This is a genomic window from Microbacterium sp. STRO-1N (genome assembly GCF_057748015.1).
This window is the reverse complement of sequence record NZ_CM173234.1, coordinates 776,411-799,261: the sequence shown is the minus strand read 5'-3', so window position 1 is coordinate 799,261 and position 22,851 is coordinate 776,411. Positions and strand designations below refer to the sequence as shown.

Below are 22,851 nucleotides of genomic sequence, written 5' to 3'. Positions count from 1 at the left end.
GATGCGCCACCTGATTCGCCTGACCGACTGGACGGAAGCCGACGTCGACACGGTGTTCTCGCTGGCTCGGCGCTACCGGTCCGGCGAAGGTCCGCGTCACGACGGCGCTGTGGCGATGTTCTTCCCGCCGTCCAGCATCCGTACGCGCGCATCGTTCGAGCGTGGAGCGGCTCTGGCGGGGCTGCAGCCGATCGTGTTCCCGCCGGACGCGCTCGACAAGCCGGAGGCGTTCGCGGACGTCGCCGGATATCTTGCGCAGTTCGTGGATGCGCTCGTGGTCCGGCATCCGGACATCTCGGTGCTGGAGCGGCTCGCCGCCGCCGATGCTGTGCCGGTGATCAACGCGATGACGAACGAGAACCACCCGTGCGAGGTTCTGTCGGATCTGTTCGCGCTGTCGCTCTCCGCTGATGTGCGGGCGCTGCGCTACGTGTTCGTCGGCGCGGACGGCAACATCGGTCGCGCCTGGCGGGAGGCCGCGCAGGTGCTCTCGCTCGACTTCATGCAGTGCTGCCCGGCGGGGCTGGGCATGACGGATGTGCCGGCGACAGATGATCTCGAGGCCGCCGCCTCCCGCGCGGATGTGATCCTCACGGACGGGCCGGGCGCGCACGCCGAGGCTCTGTCGGGCTATCGGATCACGACGGACCTGTTGGCGAAGGCACCGGCCGGTATGCGGTTCGCGCCGTGCCCGCCGTTCCTGCGCGGGCGCGAAGTCAGCGTCGACGTGATGGAAAGCGGTGCCTTCGTCGGATACGGATTCAAGAGCGTGTTGATCCCGGTGCAGCAGGCGATCCTCGCGCACTGCATAGCCTGATCGCTCGACTGGGAGACGCCCTTTCCCTCGCTCTTCGAGCCAGTCCCCCGGTTGAGAAGCGAAACCGTCCTCGCTCGTTGATCGGAACCCTCCCGATCGTTGAGCGCGCCGGAGGCGAGTCAAACGCGTTCATCACCGATCAGCGATTGTCCATGCCTCGGGACGATCGCTGATCTGGAATCTACACACGTTTCGGCTGCTCGCTGGCGCTCGCGCTCAACCAGCGAGGGGAAGGGCGACGCCCCGGAGGACACGCACGTGTCAGAAGGGTGGTGGGTCTTCTTGGGTGGTGTGTCCGGTGGGGGTGGTGAGTTGGATGGTGCCGTTGGGGCGGGATCGGTAGTGGGTTCGGGTGCGGTGGCGGTGGGTGTGGTGGTTCGGGCAGAGGGGTGCGAGGGAGTCGGTGTTGGTTGTGCCGCCGGTGGCCCAGGGGCGGCGGTGGTCGATGTCGGCGTCGGCGGCGAGGCGTTCGCAGCCGTCGCAGGAGCAGGTGCGGTGTTTCAGGATGAGCCAGGCGCGTTGCGCTTTGGTGGGTCGGTAGGTGCGGCGGTCCATGTCGAGGATCACACTCTTGAGGGGGTCGGTGATGACGCGGTGGAACGCGGTGGTGTCGGTGAAGATCTGGGCCGCGGTGGCCGGGTCGATGGTGTCCCCGCCGACGATCTCGGCCTGCTCGGCGTCGAGGACGTCCTGGACGGCGGGGTCGATCTTCTTCCCGTCACGGGCGGCGGTGAGCAGTTGCACGGGGATCGTGACGAACACTTTCGTCTTGACCGCGGTGTCGGTGCCTGCCCCGCGCAGCCAGGCGCTGGACAGGTCCGCACGGATCTGGTCACGGGTGCGACCCTCCCGGGCGTCCTTGGACAGGTGCTTCGCGGTGGACGTGGCGCGTCGGAACGCGGCCCGCGCTTCGTGGGTGGGCACCAGCGCGTGGTACCAGGACATGCCCCCGTCGACGTCTTCGACCCACACGGTCCGGTCCCGCATCGCCCTGGCATGACCCGCCTCGGGCGAGAGGGGACGCAGCCGGTCGGTGAGGCGCTTGAGCCGCCGGGTGAACGTCGCCGGCGAACACGACGGGGACCAGTCCGTGCACGCGGTGTCGATCGCCGCGAACGCCGCCCGTTCGGCCGCCCGCTCCTCGGCGGTCGCATCCGCGGGAGCGGCGACCAGGCCGAGGGCGTGCACGGCCCGACCCACCAGGTACAGGGACGCGAACCCGGTCACTGCCCGCTCCCACAGCCCCGGCAGGTGCGCCTGGGCGCGTTCGGCGAGGAACACCTGCCCGCGCACGTGCTCCTCCGACATCGCCATCCGCAACGCGAGGTCCATGATCGCGGCCCGCTCGGCGTACTCAATCGCACGGGCATCCTCGATCCCGTCCACATACAGTTCCGGATGCCGGCGGGCATGCTGGATCACCCGCAGCATCCGGGTCGCCTGCAACGCCGCCTGCCGGTTCGCATCCACCTGCGAGCACTCCGCATCCGCGAGCAGCAGACCGATCTCCTCCGCCGGCCCGAGAACCGGGAGAGAAGAGCCGTGCGCTGCTGCATCCATCACCCCAGTTTAGTATCTATGTTCGAAACTGGCAAGAGGTGAACCACCCCCGAATCCCCGCCAACGATCCACAGCGATGAACGCGTTTCGGCCCCTCGCTCCGCTCGTCGCTCAACGAACGAGAAGGGGGCAACAGACGAGACCGAGGGAGCGCTTGACTTGGAGCGCACTCGAACTTCTACTCTGCAGACATGGCCTCAGAGGAGACAGGACTCACCATCGCGCAGATGAACACAGCGACCGGGGTGTCAGCGCACACCCTGCGTTACTACGAGCGGGCCGGGCTGATCCATGCGGTCGCGCGGACGGCGGGAAATCGTCGCCGCTACTCCGATGCGGATATCGAGTGGGTGCGGTTCCTGCTGCGACTTCGGGAAACGGGCATGCCGATCGCGCGGATGCGCGAGTACGCCGAGCTCCGCGGGCGAGGGCCAGCCTCGATCGAACAGCGACTGGACCTGCTCGAACAGCACCGCGAGAACCTGCGCGAACAGATCGCACGTCTCCGCGAGCACGACCACGCTCTGTCCAGGAAGATCGCGACCTACGAAGAAGAGATCACCGCTCGATCGAAAGGAATCGCACGATGACCGACACCATGGAACGAGAGCAGCAGTTCGCTCGAGGCAAGGACGTCCTCGACGCCGTCGACGGCACCGCAGGGGCGAAGGTCATCGATGCGCTCGCGGAGGTGTCGCCGGAACTCGCCCACCAGATCGTGGCGTGGGGATTCGGCGAGATCTACTCCCGCCCCGACCTCGAGCCGCGCGACAGGCAGCTCGTCACGCTCGGGATGCTGACAGCGCTCGGCGGTGCCGAGCCGCAGCTCGAGGTCCACATCAACGCATCGCTCAACGTCGGGCTGTCACCGCAGCAGATCGTCGAGGCGCTCCTGCACTCGGCCGTGTACTGCGGTTTCCCGCGGGCGCTGAACGCGACGTTCACCGCGAAGAAGGTCTTCGACGAGCGCGGACTGCTGCCGATACTCTGAGGACGCGACTGGCGTGGCCGGATCACCGGGCCCATCTGCCGCGCAGGAGCAGCGTAGGACGTCAGCTGCCGTCCCTGGTATCGCTCAGCAACGCGTGGCTGAGCCGGATGTCGCTGAAGACCGCATCGCACCGGTCACCGCAGGGCGCCTGGCTGAGGAATCCGACGTAGGTCGACGTCCCGGCCTGCACCGGGAGATTGAACAGCCGCACGAAGTTCCACCGCTCGCCGTCCGTCGAGGAGTGGAAGGCCCAGGCATCGTCACCGAGGAAGGCGAGGCGCAGATGAATGCCGGCATCCGCGACGAGCTGCGAGTTGACATCGTCGGAGTAGGTGTTCGTCACGACACTGACGACCATCGGCTCGCCGTCCGGGGAGTTCTCGAAGCACAGCTTCGCCCAGTGGTCCTTGTCCGACCAGATGGACAGCGCACCGGCATCGAAGGTCGTGCGGTCACCGATGACGGATACGTTGGCCGAGAGCGTGAACGGCGCGGATGGTGCCACGAACGCCAGGCTGGCCGCCTGATGCTGCTGCGCCCCTCCGGTCGCATCGTTGGTCCAATCGACTCCGGCCGCACTCCTCATGCTGAGCGTCTGGGTCGTCGGGTCGACCGATGCTTCGCCCTCGACGGGGACCCATGACAGCGGCGGCAGGGCATCGATGGCGAGATCGGGATGTGTCATGGCTCCTACTTTTCTTTCATCGGTCTGGTGATTGACGACCACGAGGGGCCGTCCCGCAGGACGGCCCCTCATTCTCTCCGGTCCCCCGACCGATCACTCCAACGCGAAGAGCGTGTAGCTCTCGGCGTTCTCGGCGTTGATGACGATGCAGTCGATCGACTGCTTCTCGTCCTCGCCCGTCTCCCCCGTCTGCACGAAGCTGTCGGCTTGCTGCACCGCGAGCTGCGAGATCAGCACAGCCGGCTGCAGGCCCGTGGCCAGCAGCGTGCCGGCCTTGATCGCCTCGACGGCGTCAGGGCTGCCGTCGAATCCGGCGATGACGACCTTGCCGGTGAGACCGGCGGCCTCGACCGCCGCGACGGCGCCGAGCGCCATGGTGTCGTTGCCCGCGATGATGCCCTGGATGTCAGGGTCGCGCTGCAGCAGCGTCTCGATCTTCGTGAACGCCTCGTCCTGGCTCCAGTTCGCCGTCTCCTTGGCGACCGAGACGAGGTTCGGGTACTGCGAGATGACGCTCGCATAAGCCTCCGAACGCACACCGGCGTTCGTGTCGGATTCCTTGCCCGTCAGCTCGATGTACTTGCCGCCGTCCGGAAGAGCAGCGACCCACTCCTCGGCGACCGCCGCAGCCCCCTGCGCGTTGTTCGCGACGATCTGCGCCGCCGCGACGCCCGTCTCGTTGATCTCGCGGTCGATGAGGAACACCGGGATGCCGGCATCCTTGGCCTTCTGCACCGGACCGATCGACGCGTCGGCGCCGGCGTTGTCGAGGACGATCGCGACGGCATCCTTGCTGATGGCCGCGTCGATCAGCTCGCTCTGCTTGTTCGGATCGTCGTCGTGCGAGGCGACGGACGTCTCGTAGCCGAGCTTCTCGGCCTCGGCCGCTGCGGCATCCGCTTCGGCCTTGAAGAACGGGTTGTCGTGCGATGGCGTGATGATCGCGATCAGGCCGCCGGCATCGCCGGCGCCGTCGCCACCGTCACCCGACCCCGATCCGGCGTCGTCGGCGGCCGGGCTGCACGCCGCGAGCCCGAAGACGAGGGTGAGTGCCGCTGCTGCGGCGAGGATACTGCGTCGCATGATTCTCCTTCGATCGTGCTGTGGTGCTGCTGACGTCGCAGCGGGGATCACGCCGTCGCCGGCGTTGACTGAGGGGGTGAGGACTGCTTGTTCGCCGCGGCGAGCGCCGCGTTCTTCGAGCGCGTGATGCGCTGCTGGGCCTGGTCGAGCATCACGGCGAGGATGATCACTGCGCCCTTGATCGCGATCTGCCAGAACGTCGAGACGCCGACCAGCACGAGTCCGTCGCTGAGGAAGCCGATGACGAACGCACCGATCAGGACGCCGCGGACGTTGCCCCGACCGCCCGTCAGCGCCGCCCCGCCGATCACGACGGCCGCGATCGCGTTGAGCTCGAACGTCTCGCCGAGCTGCGGTGCCGCGCTGGTGAGTTCGGACGAGATGATCAGGCCCGTGGTCGCCGCGCAGAAGCCGCTGATCATGTAGACGCGCAGCTTGACCTTCTTCACCGGCACGCCGGACAGCTCCGCCGCCCGCTCGTTGCCGCCCGTCGCGTACACCCAACGTCCGAACGGCGTCTTGCGCAGCACCAGCGAGGCGATCAGGGCGAACACCACCATGATCCAGATCGCGGTCGGGATGCCGAGGATGCGCCCGCCTCCGATCAGGAGGAACCCCTGGTTGCCGAGCTCCTCCGTGCCGGCGAGCTTCGGATACGTCGTCCCGTTGGAGATGAGCAGGGCAGCCCCTCGGGCGACGTAGAGCATGCCGAGGGTGGCGATGAAGGGGGCGACGTTGAACTTCGTCACCAGGATGCCGTTGATGAAGCCGACGAACGTGCCCACCGCGAGGGCGACCACCACGACGAACCAGACCTGCGGGTACGCGACGATGTCGAACACCGTCAGCTGCCAGCCCTGCAGGAGCGTTCCGGCGACCACACCCGACAGGCCGACCGTCGACCCGACGGACAGGTCGATGCCGCCCTTGAGGATCACGAACAGCATCCCGAGAGCCAGGATGCCGTTGTACGCGACGTGCTTGGTCATCGTGACGAGGTTGCTGAAGGTGAGGAACGAGTCCGACAGCAGCGCGAAGATGATGATCAGCACGATCAGCGCGATGAACGCGCGGCCCTCGAGCAGCAGCGAGCCGATGTCGACGTTCTGCAGGCGGTTCCGCCTGACGGCGGTGTTCTCGGTGGTCATTGCGCGCTCCCTGCGGCTTCGTCGGTGTGCGATTCCCCGGAGGCGACCATGAGGTCCTCGCGGGTGGAGTTCTTGGGGTCGAATTCGCCGACGATCCGGCCCTTCGACATCACGATGACGCGGTTGGAGACGCCGAGCGCCTCTCCCACCTCACTGGTCGCGAAGAGCACGGCGAGCCCTCGGCGCGCCTCGCGCGCCATGAGCGCGAAGATCTCGGCCTTGGCTCCGACGTCGATACCGCGGGACGGCTCGTCCAACAGGATCACGCGCGGCTCGGTCATGAGCGTTTTGCCGATCACGACCTTCTGCTGGTTGCCTCCGGACAACGAGGTGATCGACGCGTTCGGGCCCGCGGCCTTCACCCGCACGTCGGCCATGCTCCGCGCGACCGCTTCGCGCTGGCGGCGAGAGCGGATCCAGCCCATCGGCGCGAACGAGAGCAGGCTCGACAGAGCGGTGTTCTCGCCGACCGACATCGTCTGCACCAGGCCGTCGCGCTGACGATCCTCCGGGACGAGCGCGAGACCCGAGGCGATCCGGTCTCCGATCGTCTGCGACGCCAACGGCTCGCCGTGGATCAGGACCTCGCCGCGCTGGATCGGCGAGCGCCCCGCCAGTGCCTCGAGCAGCTCGGTGCGCCCGGCGCCCATGAGCCCGTACAGACAAACGATCTCGCCTTCGCGCACCTCGAGGTCGAAGGTGTCGACCGCGAGCCGGCTGGGATTGGCCGGGTCGGCGACCGTCACGCCCTTCAACGACAGCGCGACAGCGCCGAACTCGTCGAGCAGGTCGGGTGCCAGGTCGTCCGCAGCACGGCCGACCATGTTCGAGATGACCCAGTTCAGATCGATATCGGCGCGGTCGCCCGTGGCGACGAGGGCACCGTCGCGGAAGACGACGGCGTGGTCGGCGATCTCCAGCGCTTCTTCCAGGTGGTGGGAGATGTAGACGATCGCGACGCCTTCGTCCGTCAACTCGCGGATCAGCGAGAACAGCACCTCGACTTCACTGCCGCTCAGGGCCGACGTCGGCTCGTCCATGATGAGCACTCGCGCCTCGCCCGCCAGAGCGCGGGCGATCTCGACGACCTGCTGCTGCCCGAGCCGCAGATCTCCGATCAGCGTCTTCGGGTCGAGGTCCTCGGCGAGGCGTCGCATGAGCTCTCGCGTCTTCGCGGTCTCGGCCCTGTCGTCGACGAGGATGCCGCCGCGCGTGTATTCGCGACCCATGAAGATGTTGTCCTTGATGCTGAGGTTCGGTGCCAGGCTCAGCTCCTGGTGGATGATCGCGATGCCGCGACGGGCAGCATCGACGGTGTTCTCGAGGACGATCTCCTCGCCGCGCAGCTCGAGGATGCCGGCGGTCGGCGTCTCGACGCCGGAGAGGATCTTCATGAGCGTCGACTTGCCTGCGCCGTTCTCTCCGAACAACACCGTGACGGCGCCGGAGCGGATGTCGAAGTCCACGCCCTTCAGCGCATGCGTCGCCCCGTAGACCTTGGAGATCCCCCTGGCGCGCATGACGATCGTGTCGTTCACGATGTCGTCGACCAGCGGCGCCATCATTCGACCTCGATCGCGACCGGGACGACAGAGACCAGGGCCGGGTTGACGCGCGTGAAGGCGCCCGTCACCGTGATCGTCTGCCCCTCGGCGATCGGGCCGACCTCGGCGAGCACGCCGTCGCGGACACGGTTGTTGAACTCGGTGGCGACCTCCTGGAACTCGAGCTGATTCGTGAAGTCGTTGAACGAGACCGTGCCGGTGACGTCACGCAGCGCGGTGCCGTTGACCGCCGGGCCGACCTGCAGCTGCACAGTCGTCTCGGGCGGCACCCCCTCGACCGTCACCGGCAAGATCGATCCGTTCTGCGCACCGGCCGTCGCCGTGAAGGTGACGGGGAAGCTGTACGAGCTGCCGGCACCCGGCGCGTACCCGAACTCCCCCTCATCTGCGCCGGCCTCGAGGTCGGCGAGCAGGGTGGTCAGGTCGACGGCGTCCTCCTCGATCTGCGGGACGATCTCGCTGTCGAACCTCTCGTCCGCGTAGGTCACGGGGTCGAAGCTGCCGGCGCTCGCGCTCGCCTCGGCATCCTCGATCGAGACGTACGTCGTCGTGGCGAGTCCGATGCCTGCCACGGCCAGAAGGGCAACGGTGATCGGAATCCAGGCCTTGATCCTGAGTCGACGCGCCGTCGCGTTCATAGGCTGCTCCTTCGCAGGTCAGATGGTCGGATGCCGCGGCTCGGGTGCCGCAATACATCAACCGGTTGACCAAAAGGTAGCAGGGAACATCAGGGGACGGAACCCCTTGATCGGATCGTTACTCCGGCTCAGGCGCCGCGTTCGCTCCACACCCTGACGTCCCATCCGTGCAGGATGACCTCATCGCCGGCCTCGTGCACGACGTCGTCCAGAACGGAGGCCACGGAGCGCGCCACGCGCACGGTTCGGATCTCCGGAGACCAGTTGTGCACGATCCACACCCGCCCCCGTTCTCCCACCAGCGAGTGCGCGGTCACGGTGTCCGGTCGCTCGTCGATCGGACACGCGACGCGCGAAGACGAACCGGCCACTGCACCGACGAGGGCGGTCAGCATCGCGCGATCGAGCAGCGTGCCGACCACGGCGATCGCGCCATCCCCGACCTCGCGCTGCACGGCTGCCGCCCATCTCCCGAAGTGCGGATGCCGGTACCGGAGCAGCACCTCGGCATCCTGATCCGTGACGTCGAGCGCATCCATCCAGCCGTGCGCCCGACCAGAGATCGTACCGAGACGCACCGAGTCCGCCTCGACAGGGACGGGTTCCGCCAGCGCTGCGAATTCCTGGTACCGCACACCGGCGAGCGGGCTGAGCACCGCCGGTGCGGATCCGGACCGCATCCGCCCCTGGTCGTCCGCGTACCCCGTGCGGGGGCCGACGATGAGCCGACCGCCCAGCCGTGCGTACTCGCCCAGCGTCTCCAGCGTCCGATCGGATGCCGCGATGAGCCCGGCCGCGATCAGCACCGGGAAGCGGTCGAGCAGGTCGGTCGCCGGCGGCAGCTGCCGCTCGTTCACGTACCCGACTTGGAGGCCGGCATCGATCGCGGCTCGCCCGAAGTCTCCGACGATCCGGGCGTACGCCTTGCGATCCGGCGCCGCCGCCCCCGGCACCGCGAGCGGCGGCTCGAAAGCCATCATCCACTCGCTGTCGTGGGCGTACACGATCCCGACGTCGGCGTCCGGCTCCGCATCGGCCACCCATTCGGCGGCCTGAGCGAACTGCCGTCCGATGCCGGCGATCTCCTCGTAGATGCGCCCGGGCTCCAGGTCGTGACCGAGCACCCCGCCCCAGTGCACCTCGTGACCCGAGTGCAGAGTGTGCCAGTGCCAGTAGGAGACGAGCCGCGCGCCCCGTGCTGCGAGAAGCCACGCGGCCTGTGCGAGCTGGCCGTCGTACGGTGGGCGCGTGAGCCAGGCGTTGCCGATCGACGCGGCGCCGGTCTCGGTCACGAGGAATCCGCCGCTCGCCTCCGGCCGGTCGAGTCCGGTCGCCCGCATGCGGTCGGCCATGAGGATGAGCTGCGGCACATCGTCGGCGTACCACTGGCCTCCGGCGCCGTTCGCGGACAGGTCGAGGGCATCCTGCGCCAGGTAGTACGCATTGCCGCTGGCGATGTCCAGCCGCGCGCCGACCGCGACATCGTCCATGGCGGGGCGCTGATACGCGATGCAGGTGGTGAGGAACGTGTCTTCCGCGACCAGCTCGCGGGCGATGCCGGCCTGCCACCCGAGGAAGTCCGCGGTGAGTTCGGCCTGGAACCGCCGCCAGGCGAGATCGTATGCCGGTGTCGTGTTGCCACCCGGCGCCCACAGCTCATCCCACTCGGCGATGCGGTGCGACCAGTACGCCAGGCCCCACTCGCGGTTGAGCGTCTCGACGTCGCCGTACTGCTCCGCCACCCGCTCCCGGAATCGTGCGACGACGTGGTCGTTGTGGATCAGGTGGAGCCCTGCTTCGTTGTCGAGCTGGATGCCGACGACCGCCGGATGCCGGCCGTGCGCGCCGAGCACCGCTCTGATCACCCGTTCGGCGTATCCGCGGAAGAGCTCCGACGTGTAGTCGACCTCCTGCCGCCCGCCCCACGGCACCGAGGCACCGTCCTTGCGGACCACGGCGAGCTCGGGATGCTTGCGCGCGAGCCATGGCGGAATCGCGTACGTGGGCGTTCCGAGGATCACGTCGATGCCGTGCTCTGCGGCGCCGTCCAGGATCGGCGTCATCCAGTCCAGATCGAAGACGCCGTCCTGCGGCTCCCACGTGGACCACACGGACTCGCCGACGCGGATGCTGGTGATGCCGGCATCCGCCATCAGCCGGAGGTCCGTCTCCAGACGCGACGGGTCGGGAAGGTATTCGTTGTAGTACGCAACACCGAGGCGGGGTCCTCCGCGCCAGGCCCGCAGCCGATCGGCATCCGCAGTCATGTCAGGCCTCGACCTGTCGGATGCGGAGGGTGATCGCCTCGCCCACGGGGAGCGCGATCGGCGCGGATGCCCGATCGTAGGCATCGTTGCGCTGGACATCATCCAGCGTGAAGCGCCGGTCGACCGTGGTGACGGTCATGTTCCAGGTGTCGATGACGTCGACCTCGAAGACGTCGCCGATCTCCGGTCGCTCGCCGGGGAAGCCGATCGGCAGGCGGAACGTCCAGGTCGCCGGGGCCGAGCGCCCGAGGTACTGGACGTACTCCTGCCGCGGAACACCGGCGACGTATGCCGGATCGTCCCACTTGTCGATCGGATCGAGCCCTGGTCCGTCGATCTCCTCGAGGATCCCGCGCAGGAACGCCAGCCGCGCCGGCGACTCCCCCTGGAGCGGTCCGCCCTCGACCATGTGGAGGCTGCCGGTCTCGGTGAGGAAGCTCTCTCCGTGCGAGGCGTAGCATCCGGCGACCGTGGTGATCCAGAACTGGTCGACGAGTTCGCGCGCATTCAGGTTCCCCCACCGCTCGGGAATATCGCCCTCGTATTTGATCTCGTCGAGGACGACCGGCTTGCCCCACACGTCGCGGTAGAGGTTCGCTCGCCCGAAGTCCGTGGTGGCCGAGCCGTTCTGCACCGATGCATGCGTGACCCACGGCTGACTGTTGTCGTACAGCTCGATCCAGTTGTGGATGGAGCGGAGGTGATCGCCGGGGTCGATCTCGGCGAGCAGTTCGCCCGTGCGGTCCCATCGTTCGTCGGGGCGCTCGAGCTGGTCGAACTCGTTGCACAGCGACCACCACACGTGCGGGTACGCGGCCAGTCGTGCGACGAGGTAGCGCAGGTAGACGGCGTCCTCCTCCTCGGTGAGCTCGTTCAGCCCGAACTGCCCGCGGTCGTACGCGTTGTAGATCAGGACGTCGGCCTGGATTCCGCGCGCACCGAGCACCTCGACGGCACGGTCGAGGTGCTGGAAGAACTCCGGCACGGGCCGCGCGACGTCCCAGCGGCCGTCGGTCCTCTCGAACGGCATCAGCGTCGGCTCGTGCTCGACGTACCCGCCGCCCTGCGGGAAGACCATGAAGCGGAACTTGTTGAATCCGGCCTCCGCGATCGCGTCCACGGTCTGGGAGAACAGCGGCTCGTCCTGGTGCAGCCAGTTGTACGCCGTCGCACCGACCGGACGGAACGGCGTGCCGTCGGCGTGCGCGAAGTGGAAGCGGTGCGCGACGCGCACGGGGCCGTGCGAGGTGCCGCGGGTGACGCTGAACGATCCGGATCCGACATCCACCGGAGTCTGGGCATCCACGACCTCCCAGGTCCACTCGCCTTCGGTCGGAGGGGCGAATCGCGCACGATAGGTGGTGCCGCCGTCCCAGAAGCCGGGCACTGTGACGTCCTCGGAGCCGGCCAGCCGGAAGCGGACGCTCAGCGGCGCGCCTGCCGCGACGGGCAGCCTTTCGCTCCCCTCGAAGACGAGCTCGACAGGGAGATGCAGCTCATGGGACATCGTCGTCATCCTCCGACACTAGGTGAAACCCGGCAACCAGTTGAAACGTTATCAAACTTGTGCATAATCTTGTTGCAGTGAATGCATATGCATCCACAACGGGATGGGATGCCATGAAGATCCAAGACGCCATCGACCGCCGAGCGGTCATCGCACGCCACCGCATCCGCCGCACCGAGATCGACGCCGAAGCGCCGTTGAGCGTCGGCAACGGCGAGTTCGCCTTCACCGCGGATGCGACCGGCCTGCAGACCTTCGCCGACTGGCACAGCCGGGCGGCCGCGCGCGCCGCTGACCGCAGTGCGACGCCCCTCGGAACGCAGACCCAGTGGGCGTTCCACTGGGCGCCGAACCCCGATGGTGTGACCCTCGAGGACACGATGGAGCCGTTCGCGCGGCCGGACGGCGCGATCGTGACGCACCCGACCGCCTACGACTGGCGCCTGACGGAGGCGCAGGCACGGGAGCAGCAACCTGCGGGCTACTACTACTGGGTGAACCCGCAGCGCCTGCACCTCGGGCGTCTCGCGTTCCGGATCACGGACCCGACGACGGGGCGCGTCGTGGACGACCCGGGGCAGCTGGCCGACACGGAGCAGGTGCTCGATCTCTGGACCGGCACGCTCGACAGCGCATTCTCGGTCGGGGGGAGGCGGACCACCACGACGACCGCCGTGCATCCCGTGCGCGACCTGCTCGCCGTCTCCTCGCAGTCCGAGCTCTTCGCCGCCGGCGCCGCCACCGTGCGTCTCTCCTTCGCGAGCATTCAGGACACGTGGGAAGCGGACGAGGACTGGTCGCGACCGGACGGGCATGAGAGCGTCATCACGGTCCTCCCTGATGGCACCGTCGAGATCTCGCGGCAGGTCGACGCCGCATCCTATTCGGTGCGGCTGCGCGCCAGGGGCTGCCGGGTCGAGGTGCCGGAGCCTCACATCGTCGAGCTCGTGCCGGAGACCGACCGGATCGAACTCGTGGTCGAGTTCACGCCGACGGAATCCACCGCGCCGCTGCCGTCCGCACGGGACGTGTTCGATGCCGCCGCCGCGCACTGGGAGGCGCACTGGACGACGGGCGCCTTCATCGATCTCGACGGATCGACCGATCAGCGCGCGGCGGAACTCGAGCGGCGCATCATCCTGTCCCAGTACCTCACAGCCATCCAGTGCGCCGGCTCCCTGCCTCCCCAGGAGAGCGGGCTGGTGTGCAACTCCTGGGGCGGCACGTTCCACTTGGAGATGCACTGGTGGCATGCCGCGCATTTCGCGCTCTGGGGCCGGCCTGCCCTTCTCGAGCGCAGCCTGGCCTGGTACCGCGAGATCCTCCCCACGGCCCGCGCCAACGCCGCGCGGCTGGGGTACCCTGGGGCGCGCTGGCCCAAGCACGTCGGTCCGGAGGGGATCGAGAGCCCGAACGAGATCGGCCCGCTCCTGGTCTGGCAGCAGCCCCATCCGATCTCCTACGCCGAGCTCGTGTACCGCGCGAACGACGACGACCCCGGTGTGCTCGAGCAGTACGCGGACCTCGTGGACGAGACCGCGGAGTTCCTCGCCGCCCTGCTCTGGTGGGAGGAGGGCACGGCCCACCTGGCCCCTCCGATCATGCCGGCGCAGGAGCGCTACGACGCCGCGACGACGTGGGATCCGACGTTCGAGCTGGCCTACGTGTGGTGGGGGCTCACCACGGCATCCGAGTGGCGACGACGGCGAGGCGCCGACGTTCCGACGCACTGGCAGCACGCCATCGACGCGATCGCGCCGCTGCCGGTCTCCGCGGAGGGCCGCTATGAGGCCGTCCGCGGCGACACCTCGCTGATCGATCACCCTTCCCTCCTCGGAGCATTCGGCTTCGTGCCGCCGACGCCGCTCGTCGACGCCCCGACCATGTCGCGCACGCTCGACATGGTGCTCGACGAGTGGGACTGGAACGCCACCTGGGGCTGGGACTACCCGCTGATCGCGATGTGCGCCACGCGGCTCGGACGCCTCGACGTCGCGTTCGATTCCCTGCTGCGCCCCCTTCCTCGCAATCGCCACCTCTCCAATGGGCACAACTTCCAGGTGCCCAACCGTCTCCCGCTGTATCTCCCCGGCAACGGCGGCCTGCTCGCTGCGGTGGCGATGCTCGCCACCGACGACGACGGACGACCGCGCACCGACCTCCCCGACGGGTGGCGCCTGCGCGCTGAAGGCTTCCCTGGTCGCCCAGGACGCGTCGACGCGTCGGAGACGTGATCATGACCGCATCCGCCGACCCGCTGTCCCGGCTCCGCCCCACGGTCAAAGAGCCCGAGCTCGTCTTCGCCCCCTCGCTGCTCCCCGGTGATTGGCGCAGCCACGGCGTCGACTGCCCGTTCCCGTTCCGGGCGGACGGACGTCTCGGTATGACGATGGTCGGCTGGGACGGTCGCGGGTACCAGACCGGACTGGCCTGGCACGACGGCGAACGATGGTCCGAGCCGGAGCTGGTGTTCCGCCGCGACTCCGACTCGCCGCACCGCAGACACAACGCAGCCCTGACGTCCCTGCTGCGCGATCCCGACCTCTTCGGCACCGGCGAGCTGCAGGAGATCGACGGCTGGTACTACGGCACTTTCCACGCCTACCCGGAACCGGGATACGAAGAGGGATCGGCCGTCATCGGGTTCGTCCGCAGCCGCGACCTCGTGCACTGGGAGGAGACCGGCGGACTCCTGCGCCCCGAGGAGGGCGGCACGTGGGAGCGCGGGGGCCTGTACAAGTCGTGGCTGATGCGTCACGACGACCGGTTCTGGCTGTTCTACAACGCCAAGGACAGGGCCACGGGCGCCTGGGTCGAGCAGACGGGCGCCGCCGTCTCGGACGATCTCAGCAGCTGGACCAGAGTCTCCGACGAGCCGCTGCTGCCCATCGGGCGCCCTGGCGCACCGGACGATCGGTTCGCCTCCGATCCCTGCGTGCTGCGGATGGACGACGGACTCTGGGCGATGTTCTACTTCGGACTCCGCTCCGGCGGGCACGCGGTCGACCTCCTCGCCACCTCGCCCGATCTGCTGCGCTGGACCAAGGATCCCGTTCCGCTGATCGAGCCGGGCGCACCGGGCTCGATCGACGACTGGCACGCGCACAAGCCGGGCGTCATCCGCACCGGCGACCGCCTGGAGCACTACTACTGCGCCGTTCAGCGACGACACGAACCCGTGCGGATCGGCGAGGATCTCCGGCCCGAGATGCGCGGGATCGCCCTCGCATGGTCGCCGCTCGCCGACTGACGAATCAGGCGCGCGGGAAGCCCAGAGTGCTCCGCCGTGCCACCAGCATCGGCTCGAGTTCACGGTGGAGTTCGGCCGGCGCGCGCTGCTCCATCGTCTCGAAGAGGGCGTCGACCACGATCTCACCGACGTCGCGGTGCCGCCGACTGATGCTGGACAGCGGGATGAGGGACGCCTCGGCGAACTCGTTGTCGTCGTACCCGATCAGCGCGAGGTCCTCGGGGACGCGCACACCGCGCCCGATCAGTTCCTGAAGGATGCCAAGGGCCAGCAGGTCGTTGACCGCGAAGACGCCGTCCGGGCGGTCGCCCGCGGACATCTCCGCGATCACCGCTCCGGCCTCGCGACCGGCGGCCACCGACCGTTCGGCCACGACGATCTCGGTCAATCCGACGCCGTGCGCCTCCGCCGCGGCATCCGCTCCGGCCCGACGAGCCGCGACCTGGACGATCTGCGCCGGTCCGCCGACGAAAGCGATCGTGCGGCATCCGGCCTCGACCAGATGCTCGATGGCCTGGCGTCCGCCGGAGATCTCGTTCACCGAGACCGAAGGCTGCTCGGCCGAGGCCGCGCGTTGCCCGACGAGCACGGAGGGCGTCCCTCGTCTGCGCAGCAGGGCGAGCCTGTCCTCGACCGGATGATGAGACGCGACCAGCAGCCCGCGGACGTGATGCTGGGCGAATGCGTCCAGATACGCATCCTCCTGGCGCGGATCCTCCTGCGCGTCCGCGATGAAGACGGACAGCCCGAGTTCCGTCGCCCTCACCTGCACACTGGTGGCGATCTCACCGAAGTGCGGGTTGCCGATGTCGGATGCGAGGTAGCCGATCACCGAGCTGACTCCCATTCGCAACTGGCGGGCCGCATTGCTGGGGACGAATCCGACTGCGTCGATGGCTTCGGTGACACGCGTGGCCATCGCCTTCGACAGCCGATCGGGATGGTTCAGGAAGTTGGAGACGGTGCCGACGGACACGCCCGCATGCGCTGCGACCTCTCGAATCCCCGCTGGCGTCATGAGCGCCAATCATAGGCGGCACGGAACCCAAGCCGCTCGCGGATCCGACGCGTGGACATCAGGGATTCGAACTCGCCGAGGTCATCCGCGACCGGAGTGCCGGGGAACCAGCGGGCGGCCAGTTCGCGAGAAGGCGACGCGCACCCCGAATCAGGGGCGGCGACGTTGTAGACCTCGAAGCCGGGCTGCGCGGCTTCCAGCGCCAGGGCGACCGCGAGGGCGCCATCCCGCGCGTCGACCCATGACCCGAGCAGATCACGGCGGTAGTCCGGCTCGCCAGCGCGTTCGAACGTGACGTACTCGCCTTCGGCCACGACGTTGGTGAAGCGCAGAGCGGTGATCGACGCATCCGGATGCCAGCGCACCAGTTGCGCGGCGATCGCCTCCTCAGCGACCTTGCCCAGGCCGTACGTGTTGTTCGCGCTCGTGTACGTCTCATCGACCGGGAGCGACGGCGGCGCCTCGTGGAAGGGGAAGCCCATCGCGGTGATGCTCGACGCGAGCACGATCCGACGGATGCCGACTCGGTGGGCGGCGAAGAGCGCGTTGAACGACACGGTCATGTTGTTCTGGAATGTCGCGGCATCCGGTACCAGGCCGTTGACCGGGATCGCGGCCAGGTGCACCAGAGCATCGAGGCCGTCGTGCCGGGCGGTGACCGCCCCGAAGGCATCCAGCACCTGGCCGAAATCAGTGAGGTCGACGCGGGTGAAGCCCGCGCCCGCGGTGCCTGCGAGATCGAATCCGACCACGTCGTGCCCGTCGGCGCGCAGCCGTTCGACCGTCGCCCTGCCGAGCTTCCCACCGCTTCCCGTGACACCGATCCGCATGCCGTGCCCTCCTGTTCGTGGCTCCGTTCCGGAAACTTGAAACGTTTCGAAATGGATGCCACACTCACTGTACACGCACCCTCTGGAGGACCGGAATGGCCGTCATCGTCGACGCACCCCGCATCGAGCACCACCGTGAGCCGTTCGGCATCGGCGAGCGGATGCCGAGGTTGTCCTGGCGCATCTCCGCCGCTCCAGAGGGGTGGCGGCAGAGCGCCTACCGGGTGGACGTCGACCGCGACGGCATCCGTCGCTCCTACGAGATCGAAAGCCCGGAGCAGTTGCTGACCGCATGGCCTGCGGAGCCTCTGACATCCCGCGAGATCGCCTCGGTCTCGGTCGCCGTCCGGGGCGAGGACGGAACGTGGTCCGACGCATCCGGGACAACGACCCTCGAGACGGGCCTGCTCGCCCCGGAGGACTGGATCGCCCGGCCCATCGGCGCGATCCGCAATGAGAATCCGCACTCCGACGAGCGGCGGCCGTCGCTCGTGCGGAAGGCGTTCGACGTGCGCGACGGTCTGGTCCGCGCCCGCCTGTACGCGACCGCGCACGGGGTCTACGAGGCCGAGGTCAACGGCACCAGGGTGGGCAACGACGCGCTCTCCCCCGGTTGGACGGTCTACGGCGCGCGGCTCAGGTACTACACCTACGACGTCACGGCGGTCCTGTCCCCTGGCGCCAACGCGATCGGCGCCTGGCTCGGCGACGGCTGGTACCGCGGGCGCCTCGGGTGGCGCGGCGGATTCCGCAACATCTACGGAACAGATCAGTCCTTCCTCGGCCAGCTCGAGCTCACCTACGCCGACGGTTCGCGCGAGGTCGTGGCGACCGACGGCACCTGGCGCTCCGCGCCGAGCCCGATCATCGCGAGCGGTCTGTACGACGGCGAGGACTACGACGCCCGCGAAGAGCAGCAGGGCTGGTCCTCGCCCCGGTTCGACGACTCCGCCTGGGAGGGCGTGCAGGAGCGCCACCGCGACACCGCGACTCTGGTCGCCCCCACCGCACCACCGGTACGGGCGACGCAGGAGCTGCGGCCCATCGAGGTGCTCACAGGTCCGAGCGGATCCCGCATCCTGGACTTCGGACAGAACCTCGTCGGACGCGTCCGCATCCGCGTCTCCGGCGAAGCGGGGACGACCGTCACGCTGCGGACGGCCGAGGTCCTGCAGGACGGCGAGATCTACACCCGCCCCCTGCGCGCGGCGCGCTCGAGCGACAACTACACGCTCGCCGGCCGAGACGTCGAGGAGTGGGAGCCGCGGTTCACGTTCCACGGGTTCCGCTACGTCGAGGTGACCGGCTGGCCGGGCGACCTGGATGCGGATGCCGCGGCCGGCGCCCTCATTGCCCGCGTGCTTCATACCGATCTGGAACGCACCGGTTGGTTCGAGTCCTCCGATCCGGCGCTGAACCGCCTGCACGAGAACGTCGTGTGGGGCATGCGCGGCAACTTCGTCGACATCCCGACCGACTGCCCGCAGCGCGACGAGCGGATCGGGTGGACGGGCGACATCCAGGTGTTCGGCCCGACCGCCGCGACGCTCTTCGACGTGTCGGGGATGCTCTCCGGATGGCTCCAGGACGTCGCGATCGAGCAGCTGCCCGATGGCACGGTGCCCTGGTACGTCCCGGTGATCCCCGCGGTCGACAAGTGGACACCGATCCGTCCGGGCGCCGCCTGGGGCGATGTCGCGACCCTCCTGCCCTGGACGCTCTACGAGCGGTTCGGCGACGTCGGCGTGCTGCGCGCCCAGTTCGACAGCGCGCACCGCTGGGTCGATCTGCTCGAGCGACTGGCCGGCTCATCTCGCCTGTGGGATACCGGCTTCCAGCTCGGCGACTGGCTCGACCCGGCCGCGCCGCCGGAGGATCCGGCCGACGCACTCACCGACCGCTACCTCGTCGCGACGGCGTACTTCGCGAAGTCGGCGCGCACCGTGGCACGGATGGCCGAGGTGCTCGGGCTCGAAGCCGAGCGCGTGCACTACGACGCACTCGCCGATGAGGTGGCTGCGGCTTTCCTCACGACTTACGTCAACGCCGACGGCACGATGACCAGCGACGCGCAGACCGCGTACGCACTCGGCCTGCGCTTCGATCTCCTCACGGATCCGGAGCTTCGGGATGCCGCGGCGACCCGTCTGGCGCACCTCGTGCGCGAAGCGGGCAATCGCATCGCGACCGGATTCGTCGGCACGCCGCTCGTCTCGGATGCCCTCAGTAGCGACGGCCAGCTGGACGCTGCGTACGACCTGCTGCTCGAGCGCGAATGCCCGTCCTGGCTCTATCAGGTCGAGCAGGGCGCGACGACGGTATGGGAGCGCTGGGACTCGCTGCTGCCGGACGGCACCGTGAACCCGGGGCAGATGACCTCGTTCAACCACTACGCCCTCGGCGCGGTCGCCGACTGGATGCATCGCGTCGTCGCGGGCCTCTCTCCGGAGAGTCCCGGTTACCGCCGCATCCGCTTCGCACCGCGGCCGGGCGGCGGGCTCACCTCGGCATCCGCGCGCCAGGTCACCGCGTACGGCGAGGTATCGATCGCGTGGCGGATCGAGGACGATCAACTGCACGTAGACATGCGGGTTCCGATCGGTGCGGATGCCGTCATCGACCTGCCGGGCAGTGACGAGGAGATCATCGGAGCGGGGACGCACACCCGCACGATCACCCTCCCCTGACCGGGGCTGGCAGTGCCGACCCGAATGTCGGCACTGGCGCCGCGGCCGCATACTGAATATCCTTTCGTAAGCGAATCCTCAATCGGATCGCCACGATCGGAGTCCTCGTGTCCCTTCCCCGTTACACCCGCCCCGCCGACGGGCAGGTCCGCCTGCTCACGAAGGTCGCGCGGATGTACCACGAGCGCGGCATCCGTCAGGCCGACATCGCCACCGCCCTCAATATCTCACAGGCGAAGGTCTCACGGTTGCTGAAACGAGCCGAAGCGGTCGGCATCGTGCGGACGATCGTGACGGTCGCCCCGGGTGTCCACGCCGAACTCGAGGAGCGGCTCGAAGAGCGGTACGGCCTCTCCGAAGCGGTTGTCGTCGACGTCGCCCCCGATGCGGATGAACGAGAACTGCTCGCATCGCTGGGCGCCGGAGCCGCCGCCTACCTGGAGGCGACACTATCGGGGGCCGACCGCATCGGCGTCTCATCGTGGAGCCAGACCATCCTCGCCATGGTCGACCGGATGCGCCCCTTCACGGTCCGTGGGGCGACCGAAGTCGTGCAGCTGCTCGGCGGCGTCGGTGCGCCCGAAGCCCAGAGCCACTCGAATCGCATCCTCGGCGAACTCGCCCGCACGCTCGGCGCGGAACCCGTCTATGTGCAGGCGCCCGGCGTCGTCGCGGATGCCGGCATCCGCGACAGCCTGTTGTCGGACCCATCGATGCAGGAGGTCAGCAGGCACTGGAACGAGCTCACGATGGCGATCATGGGCATCGGCAGCATCGAGCCGTCCGACGTGCTGGCCACGAGCGGCAACGCCTTCGCCGCCGAGGAGCGCGAGGGACTGCTCGACCAGGGCGCCGTCGGCGACATCTGCCACCGCATCTTCCGCTCGGACGGCTCCCGCGTCCGTGGCGCCCTGGACGACCGCATCATCGCGATCACCGTCGAGAACCTGCTTCGGATCCCGCGACGCGTGGGCATCGCCGGCGGCGAGCGCAAGCTCGAAGCGATCCACGGGGCTCTCGCCGGCGACTGGGTGACGACGCTGGTCACCGACCTGCGCACCGCCGAGGCGCTCGCGGAGCGCTGAACAGGAGACGATCGGAAGGCCTCCCGCCGAGAAGCTGTCTCGCTTCTCGACGGGAGGCCTTCGCCGTTCGCTGTTACTTCGAGGCGTCCCAGGCCGTCTGGTAGATCTCGACATAGCGCTCGCTGCCGTTCGAGACGAGTGCATCCTGGAATGCCTGCCAGTCGTCATCGCTGTCGATGTCGCGCACACCGGTCACGAATTCGGCGCTGGCCTGCTGCACGAGGGTCTCGATGTTCGTCTGCAGGGTCGACAGTTCGGTGGAGTCGTCCTCGGAGATCCAGAGGTTCCAGTACGGGAAGGCCTCCTCCGGGCTGTTCGCGGCATAGGGCTCGGTCGCTTCGAACAGACGCCGCTCGTACCCGGCGAGATCGTAGATGTCCTCCGACACCACCTGTGCACCACGGAACTCCGTGCTGCCGTAGTACTGCGCGAGCGGACCCCAGGCCACATTGGCGTTCTGCGTGGCTTCGGCCCCGCTCAGGCGGTGACGCAGATACAGGGGCTCGAGCGACTCGTCCAGCGCGACATCGCCGGCGGCGGGCCGGTCCCATGCGACGCCTTCCTCACCCCATTCGGCTCGGAGGTGGTTGTCGTAATCGATCATCCAGTCGACGATCTTCACGAGCTTCGCGGCATCCGCATCGCTGGCGTTGTTCGTGATGACGAGCGAGGCGCCCGGCACCGACGACAGCAGTTCGGAAGCGGGCGAACCGTTCGGCCCTGTGAGCGGCGGGACCGGGTCGTACTGCTTGTCTCGGCCATCCTCCTGGCCGATCGTGACGAAGACACCGGGGTGCCCGACCGTCGCCGCCCCGAGGATCGGGTCGCCGGCGACGTCACCGAGCGCCAGGAGTGCGTCCTGGTTCTGGGTGAACGCTGACTCGTCGACGAGGCCGTCCTCGTAGAGCGAGTTCACGTAGCGCAACCCGTCGCGCCAGCCGTCCGATGTCGGCTGCAGGGTCACTGCATCTCCATCCAGGGCCAAGGACGCCGGGATCGAGGCGTCGGTCGTGGCGGCGGGCACGTAGACGAACGGGTTCATCAGGTACGGCAGCACCGAGTTCGCCCCCGGGGTGCCGGACAGCGGCACCTCGTCGGCCTGGCCGTTGCCGTTGGGGTCCTGGTCGCGGAAAGCGGTCAGCACGGCTCGGAGCTCGTCCGGCGTCGTCGGCTGCTCCAAGCCCACGGCGTCCAGCCACGCCGAGTTCATCCAGAGCTTCGACGGATAACTGCAGTGGAAGCAGTCGTTCCACTGCGGCAGCCCCCAGATCTTGCCGTCCGGCGAGGTGGCCAGCTGCTCCCATTCGGGAGTCTCCTCCCACGCCTTGACGAGATTCGGCGCATTCTCTTCGAGGAGATCGTTCAGCGGCCGGATCACACCCTGATTTCCGTACTTGACCAATTCCGCCTGAGTGAACTGGTCCACCCAGGGGATCATGAGGAAGGCATCCGGATAGTTGCCGCTGGCGAGTGCGATCTGGCGCGCCTCGGATGCGGAGCCCCCGTCCCACGTCGTCGTCTCGAACTGGAGGTCGACGTCGAACTCCTCCTCCAGGAAGAGCGTGAACTCGTTCGTGTTGAGATCCGAATCCGCCCCCTGCGGACTGAAGATCTTGATGACGCCGTCGTCCGGCTCGTCTGCCGGCGGCGAACATGCCGCCATCGTCAGGGCGAGCCCGCCGGCGGCGATCGCGGCCACAGATCGGGTGAAGCGTTTCAT

Annotated in this window: 18 protein-coding genes; 7 read left to right on the top strand and 11 right to left on the bottom strand. The window is 68.4% G+C overall.

The window, feature by feature from the left end:
- Position 1: 1 nt before the first annotated feature.
- Entirely contained in the window at positions 2-817 is an 816-nt protein-coding gene (locus AC3ANJ_RS03695) for an ornithine carbamoyltransferase (protein ID WP_488318283.1), read from the top strand.
- A 261-nt stretch (positions 818-1,078) separates the two neighbouring features.
- Here AC3ANJ_RS03695 and AC3ANJ_RS03690 read toward each other — a convergent pair whose 3' ends face one another.
- Complete coding sequence (locus AC3ANJ_RS03690) at positions 1,079-2,377, bottom strand: HNH endonuclease signature motif containing protein (RefSeq protein WP_488318282.1); 1,299 nt, start codon at positions 2,375-2,377, stop codon at positions 1,079-1,081.
- Between the two features lie 191 nt (positions 2,378-2,568).
- Here AC3ANJ_RS03690 and AC3ANJ_RS03685 point away from each other — a divergent pair, with 191 nt between their 5' ends.
- Together AC3ANJ_RS03685 and AC3ANJ_RS03680 are read left to right on the top strand one after the other, a co-directional pair.
- Positions 2,569-2,967, top strand: a complete 399-nt coding sequence (locus AC3ANJ_RS03685; protein ID WP_488318281.1) for a MerR family transcriptional regulator — start codon at positions 2,569-2,571, stop codon at positions 2,965-2,967.
- On the top strand, positions 2,964-3,368 hold the full coding sequence (locus AC3ANJ_RS03680) for a carboxymuconolactone decarboxylase family protein (RefSeq protein ID WP_488318280.1): 405 nt from the start codon (positions 2,964-2,966) through the stop codon (positions 3,366-3,368). Before AC3ANJ_RS03685 ends, AC3ANJ_RS03680 begins: the two co-directional genes overlap by 4 nt.
- Positions 3,369-3,429: 61 nt before the next feature.
- On the opposite strand, the gene AC3ANJ_RS03675 is transcribed toward AC3ANJ_RS03680, so the two are convergent.
- The 7 genes from AC3ANJ_RS03675 to AC3ANJ_RS03645 form a co-directional block, all read right to left on the bottom strand.
- Entirely contained in the window at positions 3,430-4,053 is a 624-nt protein-coding gene (locus AC3ANJ_RS03675) for a DUF1349 domain-containing protein (protein ID WP_488318279.1), read from the bottom strand.
- A 93-nt stretch (positions 4,054-4,146) separates the two neighbouring features.
- Positions 4,147-5,136 (bottom strand): D-ribose ABC transporter substrate-binding protein, encoded by a 990-nt coding sequence (locus tag AC3ANJ_RS03670; RefSeq protein WP_406246810.1) that lies wholly within the window; start codon positions 5,134-5,136, stop codon positions 4,147-4,149.
- A 47-nt stretch (positions 5,137-5,183) separates the two neighbouring features.
- Positions 5,184-6,284, bottom strand: coding sequence for an ABC transporter permease (locus AC3ANJ_RS03665; protein WP_488318278.1), 1,101 nt, complete (start codon positions 6,282-6,284; stop codon positions 5,184-5,186).
- Positions 6,281-7,849 (bottom strand): sugar ABC transporter ATP-binding protein, encoded by a 1,569-nt coding sequence (locus tag AC3ANJ_RS03660; protein WP_488318277.1) that lies wholly within the window; start codon positions 7,847-7,849, stop codon positions 6,281-6,283. Before AC3ANJ_RS03660 ends, AC3ANJ_RS03665 begins: the two co-directional genes overlap by 4 nt.
- Positions 7,846-8,487: a DUF2291 family protein gene (locus AC3ANJ_RS03655; RefSeq protein WP_488318276.1), complete on the bottom strand. Its 642-nt coding sequence runs from the start codon at positions 8,485-8,487 to the stop codon at positions 7,846-7,848. Before AC3ANJ_RS03655 ends, AC3ANJ_RS03660 begins: the two co-directional genes overlap by 4 nt.
- A gap of 128 nt (positions 8,488-8,615) precedes the next feature.
- Complete coding sequence (locus AC3ANJ_RS03650) at positions 8,616-10,754, bottom strand: beta-galactosidase (RefSeq protein WP_488318275.1); 2,139 nt, start codon at positions 10,752-10,754, stop codon at positions 8,616-8,618.
- Between the two features lies 1 nt (position 10,755).
- Positions 10,756-12,270: an apiosidase-like domain-containing protein gene (locus AC3ANJ_RS03645; protein WP_488318274.1), complete on the bottom strand. Its 1,515-nt coding sequence runs from the start codon at positions 12,268-12,270 to the stop codon at positions 10,756-10,758.
- 104 nt (positions 12,271-12,374) lie between these two features.
- On the opposite strand from AC3ANJ_RS03645, the gene AC3ANJ_RS03640 reads away from it, so the two are divergent.
- Both AC3ANJ_RS03640 and AC3ANJ_RS03635 read left to right on the top strand, forming a co-directional pair.
- Entirely contained in the window at positions 12,375-14,495 is a 2,121-nt protein-coding gene (locus AC3ANJ_RS03640; RefSeq protein WP_488318273.1) for a hypothetical protein, read from the top strand.
- 2 nt (positions 14,496-14,497) lie between these two features.
- The gene (locus AC3ANJ_RS03635) at positions 14,498-15,511 is read left to right on the top strand and encodes a glycoside hydrolase family protein (protein ID WP_488318272.1); all 1,014 of its coding nucleotides are present in this window, start codon (positions 14,498-14,500) and stop codon (positions 15,509-15,511) included.
- A 4-nt stretch (positions 15,512-15,515) separates the two neighbouring features.
- Here AC3ANJ_RS03635 and AC3ANJ_RS03630 read toward each other — a convergent pair whose 3' ends face one another.
- Together AC3ANJ_RS03630 and AC3ANJ_RS03625 are read right to left on the bottom strand one after the other, a co-directional pair.
- Positions 15,516-16,529, bottom strand: a complete 1,014-nt coding sequence (locus AC3ANJ_RS03630; RefSeq protein ID WP_488318271.1) for a LacI family DNA-binding transcriptional regulator — start codon at positions 16,527-16,529, stop codon at positions 15,516-15,518.
- On the bottom strand, positions 16,526-17,359 hold the full coding sequence (locus AC3ANJ_RS03625; protein ID WP_488318270.1) for an NAD-dependent epimerase/dehydratase family protein: 834 nt from the start codon (positions 17,357-17,359) through the stop codon (positions 16,526-16,528). Before AC3ANJ_RS03625 ends, AC3ANJ_RS03630 begins: the two co-directional genes overlap by 4 nt.
- A 95-nt stretch (positions 17,360-17,454) precedes the next feature.
- Here AC3ANJ_RS03625 and AC3ANJ_RS03620 point away from each other — a divergent pair, with 95 nt between their 5' ends.
- Entirely contained in the window at positions 17,455-20,046 is a 2,592-nt protein-coding gene (locus AC3ANJ_RS03620) for a family 78 glycoside hydrolase catalytic domain (protein ID WP_488318269.1), read from the top strand.
- Positions 20,047-20,153: 107 nt separating this feature from the next.
- Positions 20,154-21,131, top strand: a complete 978-nt coding sequence (locus tag AC3ANJ_RS03615) for a sugar-binding transcriptional regulator (protein WP_406246829.1) — start codon at positions 20,154-20,156, stop codon at positions 21,129-21,131.
- A gap of 73 nt (positions 21,132-21,204) precedes the next feature.
- On the opposite strand, the gene AC3ANJ_RS03610 is transcribed toward AC3ANJ_RS03615, so the two are convergent.
- Positions 21,205-22,851 carry a type 2 periplasmic-binding domain-containing protein gene (locus AC3ANJ_RS03610; protein ID WP_488318268.1) on the bottom strand — a complete coding sequence of 549 codons (1,647 nt, stop codon included), beginning with the start codon at positions 22,849-22,851 and terminating at the stop codon, positions 21,205-21,207.

Excerpts from the sequence above, each read along its gene's own strand:
- AC3ANJ_RS03660 (WP_488318277.1), bottom strand. The coding sequence starts at position 7,849 with ATGATGGCGCCGCTGGTCGACGACATCGTGAACGACACGATCGTCATG.
- AC3ANJ_RS03650 (WP_488318275.1), bottom strand. The coding sequence starts at position 10,754 with ATGACTGCGGATGCCGATCGGCTGCGGGCCTGGCGCGGAGGACCCCGC.
- AC3ANJ_RS03690 (WP_488318282.1), bottom strand. The coding sequence starts at position 2,377 with ATGGATGCAGCAGCGCACGGCTCTTCTCTCCCGGTTCTCGGGCCGGCG.
- AC3ANJ_RS03685 (WP_488318281.1), top strand. The coding sequence starts at position 2,569 with ATGGCCTCAGAGGAGACAGGACTCACCATCGCGCAGATGAACACAGCG.
- AC3ANJ_RS03610 (WP_488318268.1), bottom strand. The coding sequence starts at position 22,851 with ATGAAACGCTTCACCCGATCTGTGGCCGCGATCGCCGCCGGCGGGCTC.
- AC3ANJ_RS03640 (WP_488318273.1), top strand. The coding sequence starts at position 12,375 with ATGAAGATCCAAGACGCCATCGACCGCCGAGCGGTCATCGCACGCCAC.
- AC3ANJ_RS03645 (WP_488318274.1), bottom strand. The coding sequence starts at position 12,270 with ATGACGACGATGTCCCATGAGCTGCATCTCCCTGTCGAGCTCGTCTTC.
- AC3ANJ_RS03695 (WP_488318283.1), top strand. The coding sequence starts at position 2 with ATGCGCCACCTGATTCGCCTGACCGACTGGACGGAAGCCGACGTCGAC.
- AC3ANJ_RS03625 (WP_488318270.1), bottom strand. The coding sequence starts at position 17,359 with ATGCGGATCGGTGTCACGGGAAGCGGTGGGAAGCTCGGCAGGGCGACG.
- AC3ANJ_RS03655 (WP_488318276.1), bottom strand. The coding sequence starts at position 8,487 with ATGAACGCGACGGCGCGTCGACTCAGGATCAAGGCCTGGATTCCGATC.
- AC3ANJ_RS03630 (WP_488318271.1), bottom strand. The coding sequence starts at position 16,529 with ATGACGCCAGCGGGGATTCGAGAGGTCGCAGCGCATGCGGGCGTGTCC.
- AC3ANJ_RS03635 (WP_488318272.1), top strand. The coding sequence starts at position 14,498 with ATGACCGCATCCGCCGACCCGCTGTCCCGGCTCCGCCCCACGGTCAAA.
- AC3ANJ_RS03680 (WP_488318280.1), top strand. The coding sequence starts at position 2,964 with ATGACCGACACCATGGAACGAGAGCAGCAGTTCGCTCGAGGCAAGGAC.
- AC3ANJ_RS03675 (WP_488318279.1), bottom strand. The coding sequence starts at position 4,053 with ATGACACATCCCGATCTCGCCATCGATGCCCTGCCGCCGCTGTCATGG.
- AC3ANJ_RS03670 (WP_406246810.1), bottom strand. The coding sequence starts at position 5,136 with ATGCGACGCAGTATCCTCGCCGCAGCAGCGGCACTCACCCTCGTCTTC.
- AC3ANJ_RS03665 (WP_488318278.1), bottom strand. The coding sequence starts at position 6,284 with ATGACCACCGAGAACACCGCCGTCAGGCGGAACCGCCTGCAGAACGTC.
- AC3ANJ_RS03620 (WP_488318269.1), top strand. The coding sequence starts at position 17,455 with ATGGCCGTCATCGTCGACGCACCCCGCATCGAGCACCACCGTGAGCCG.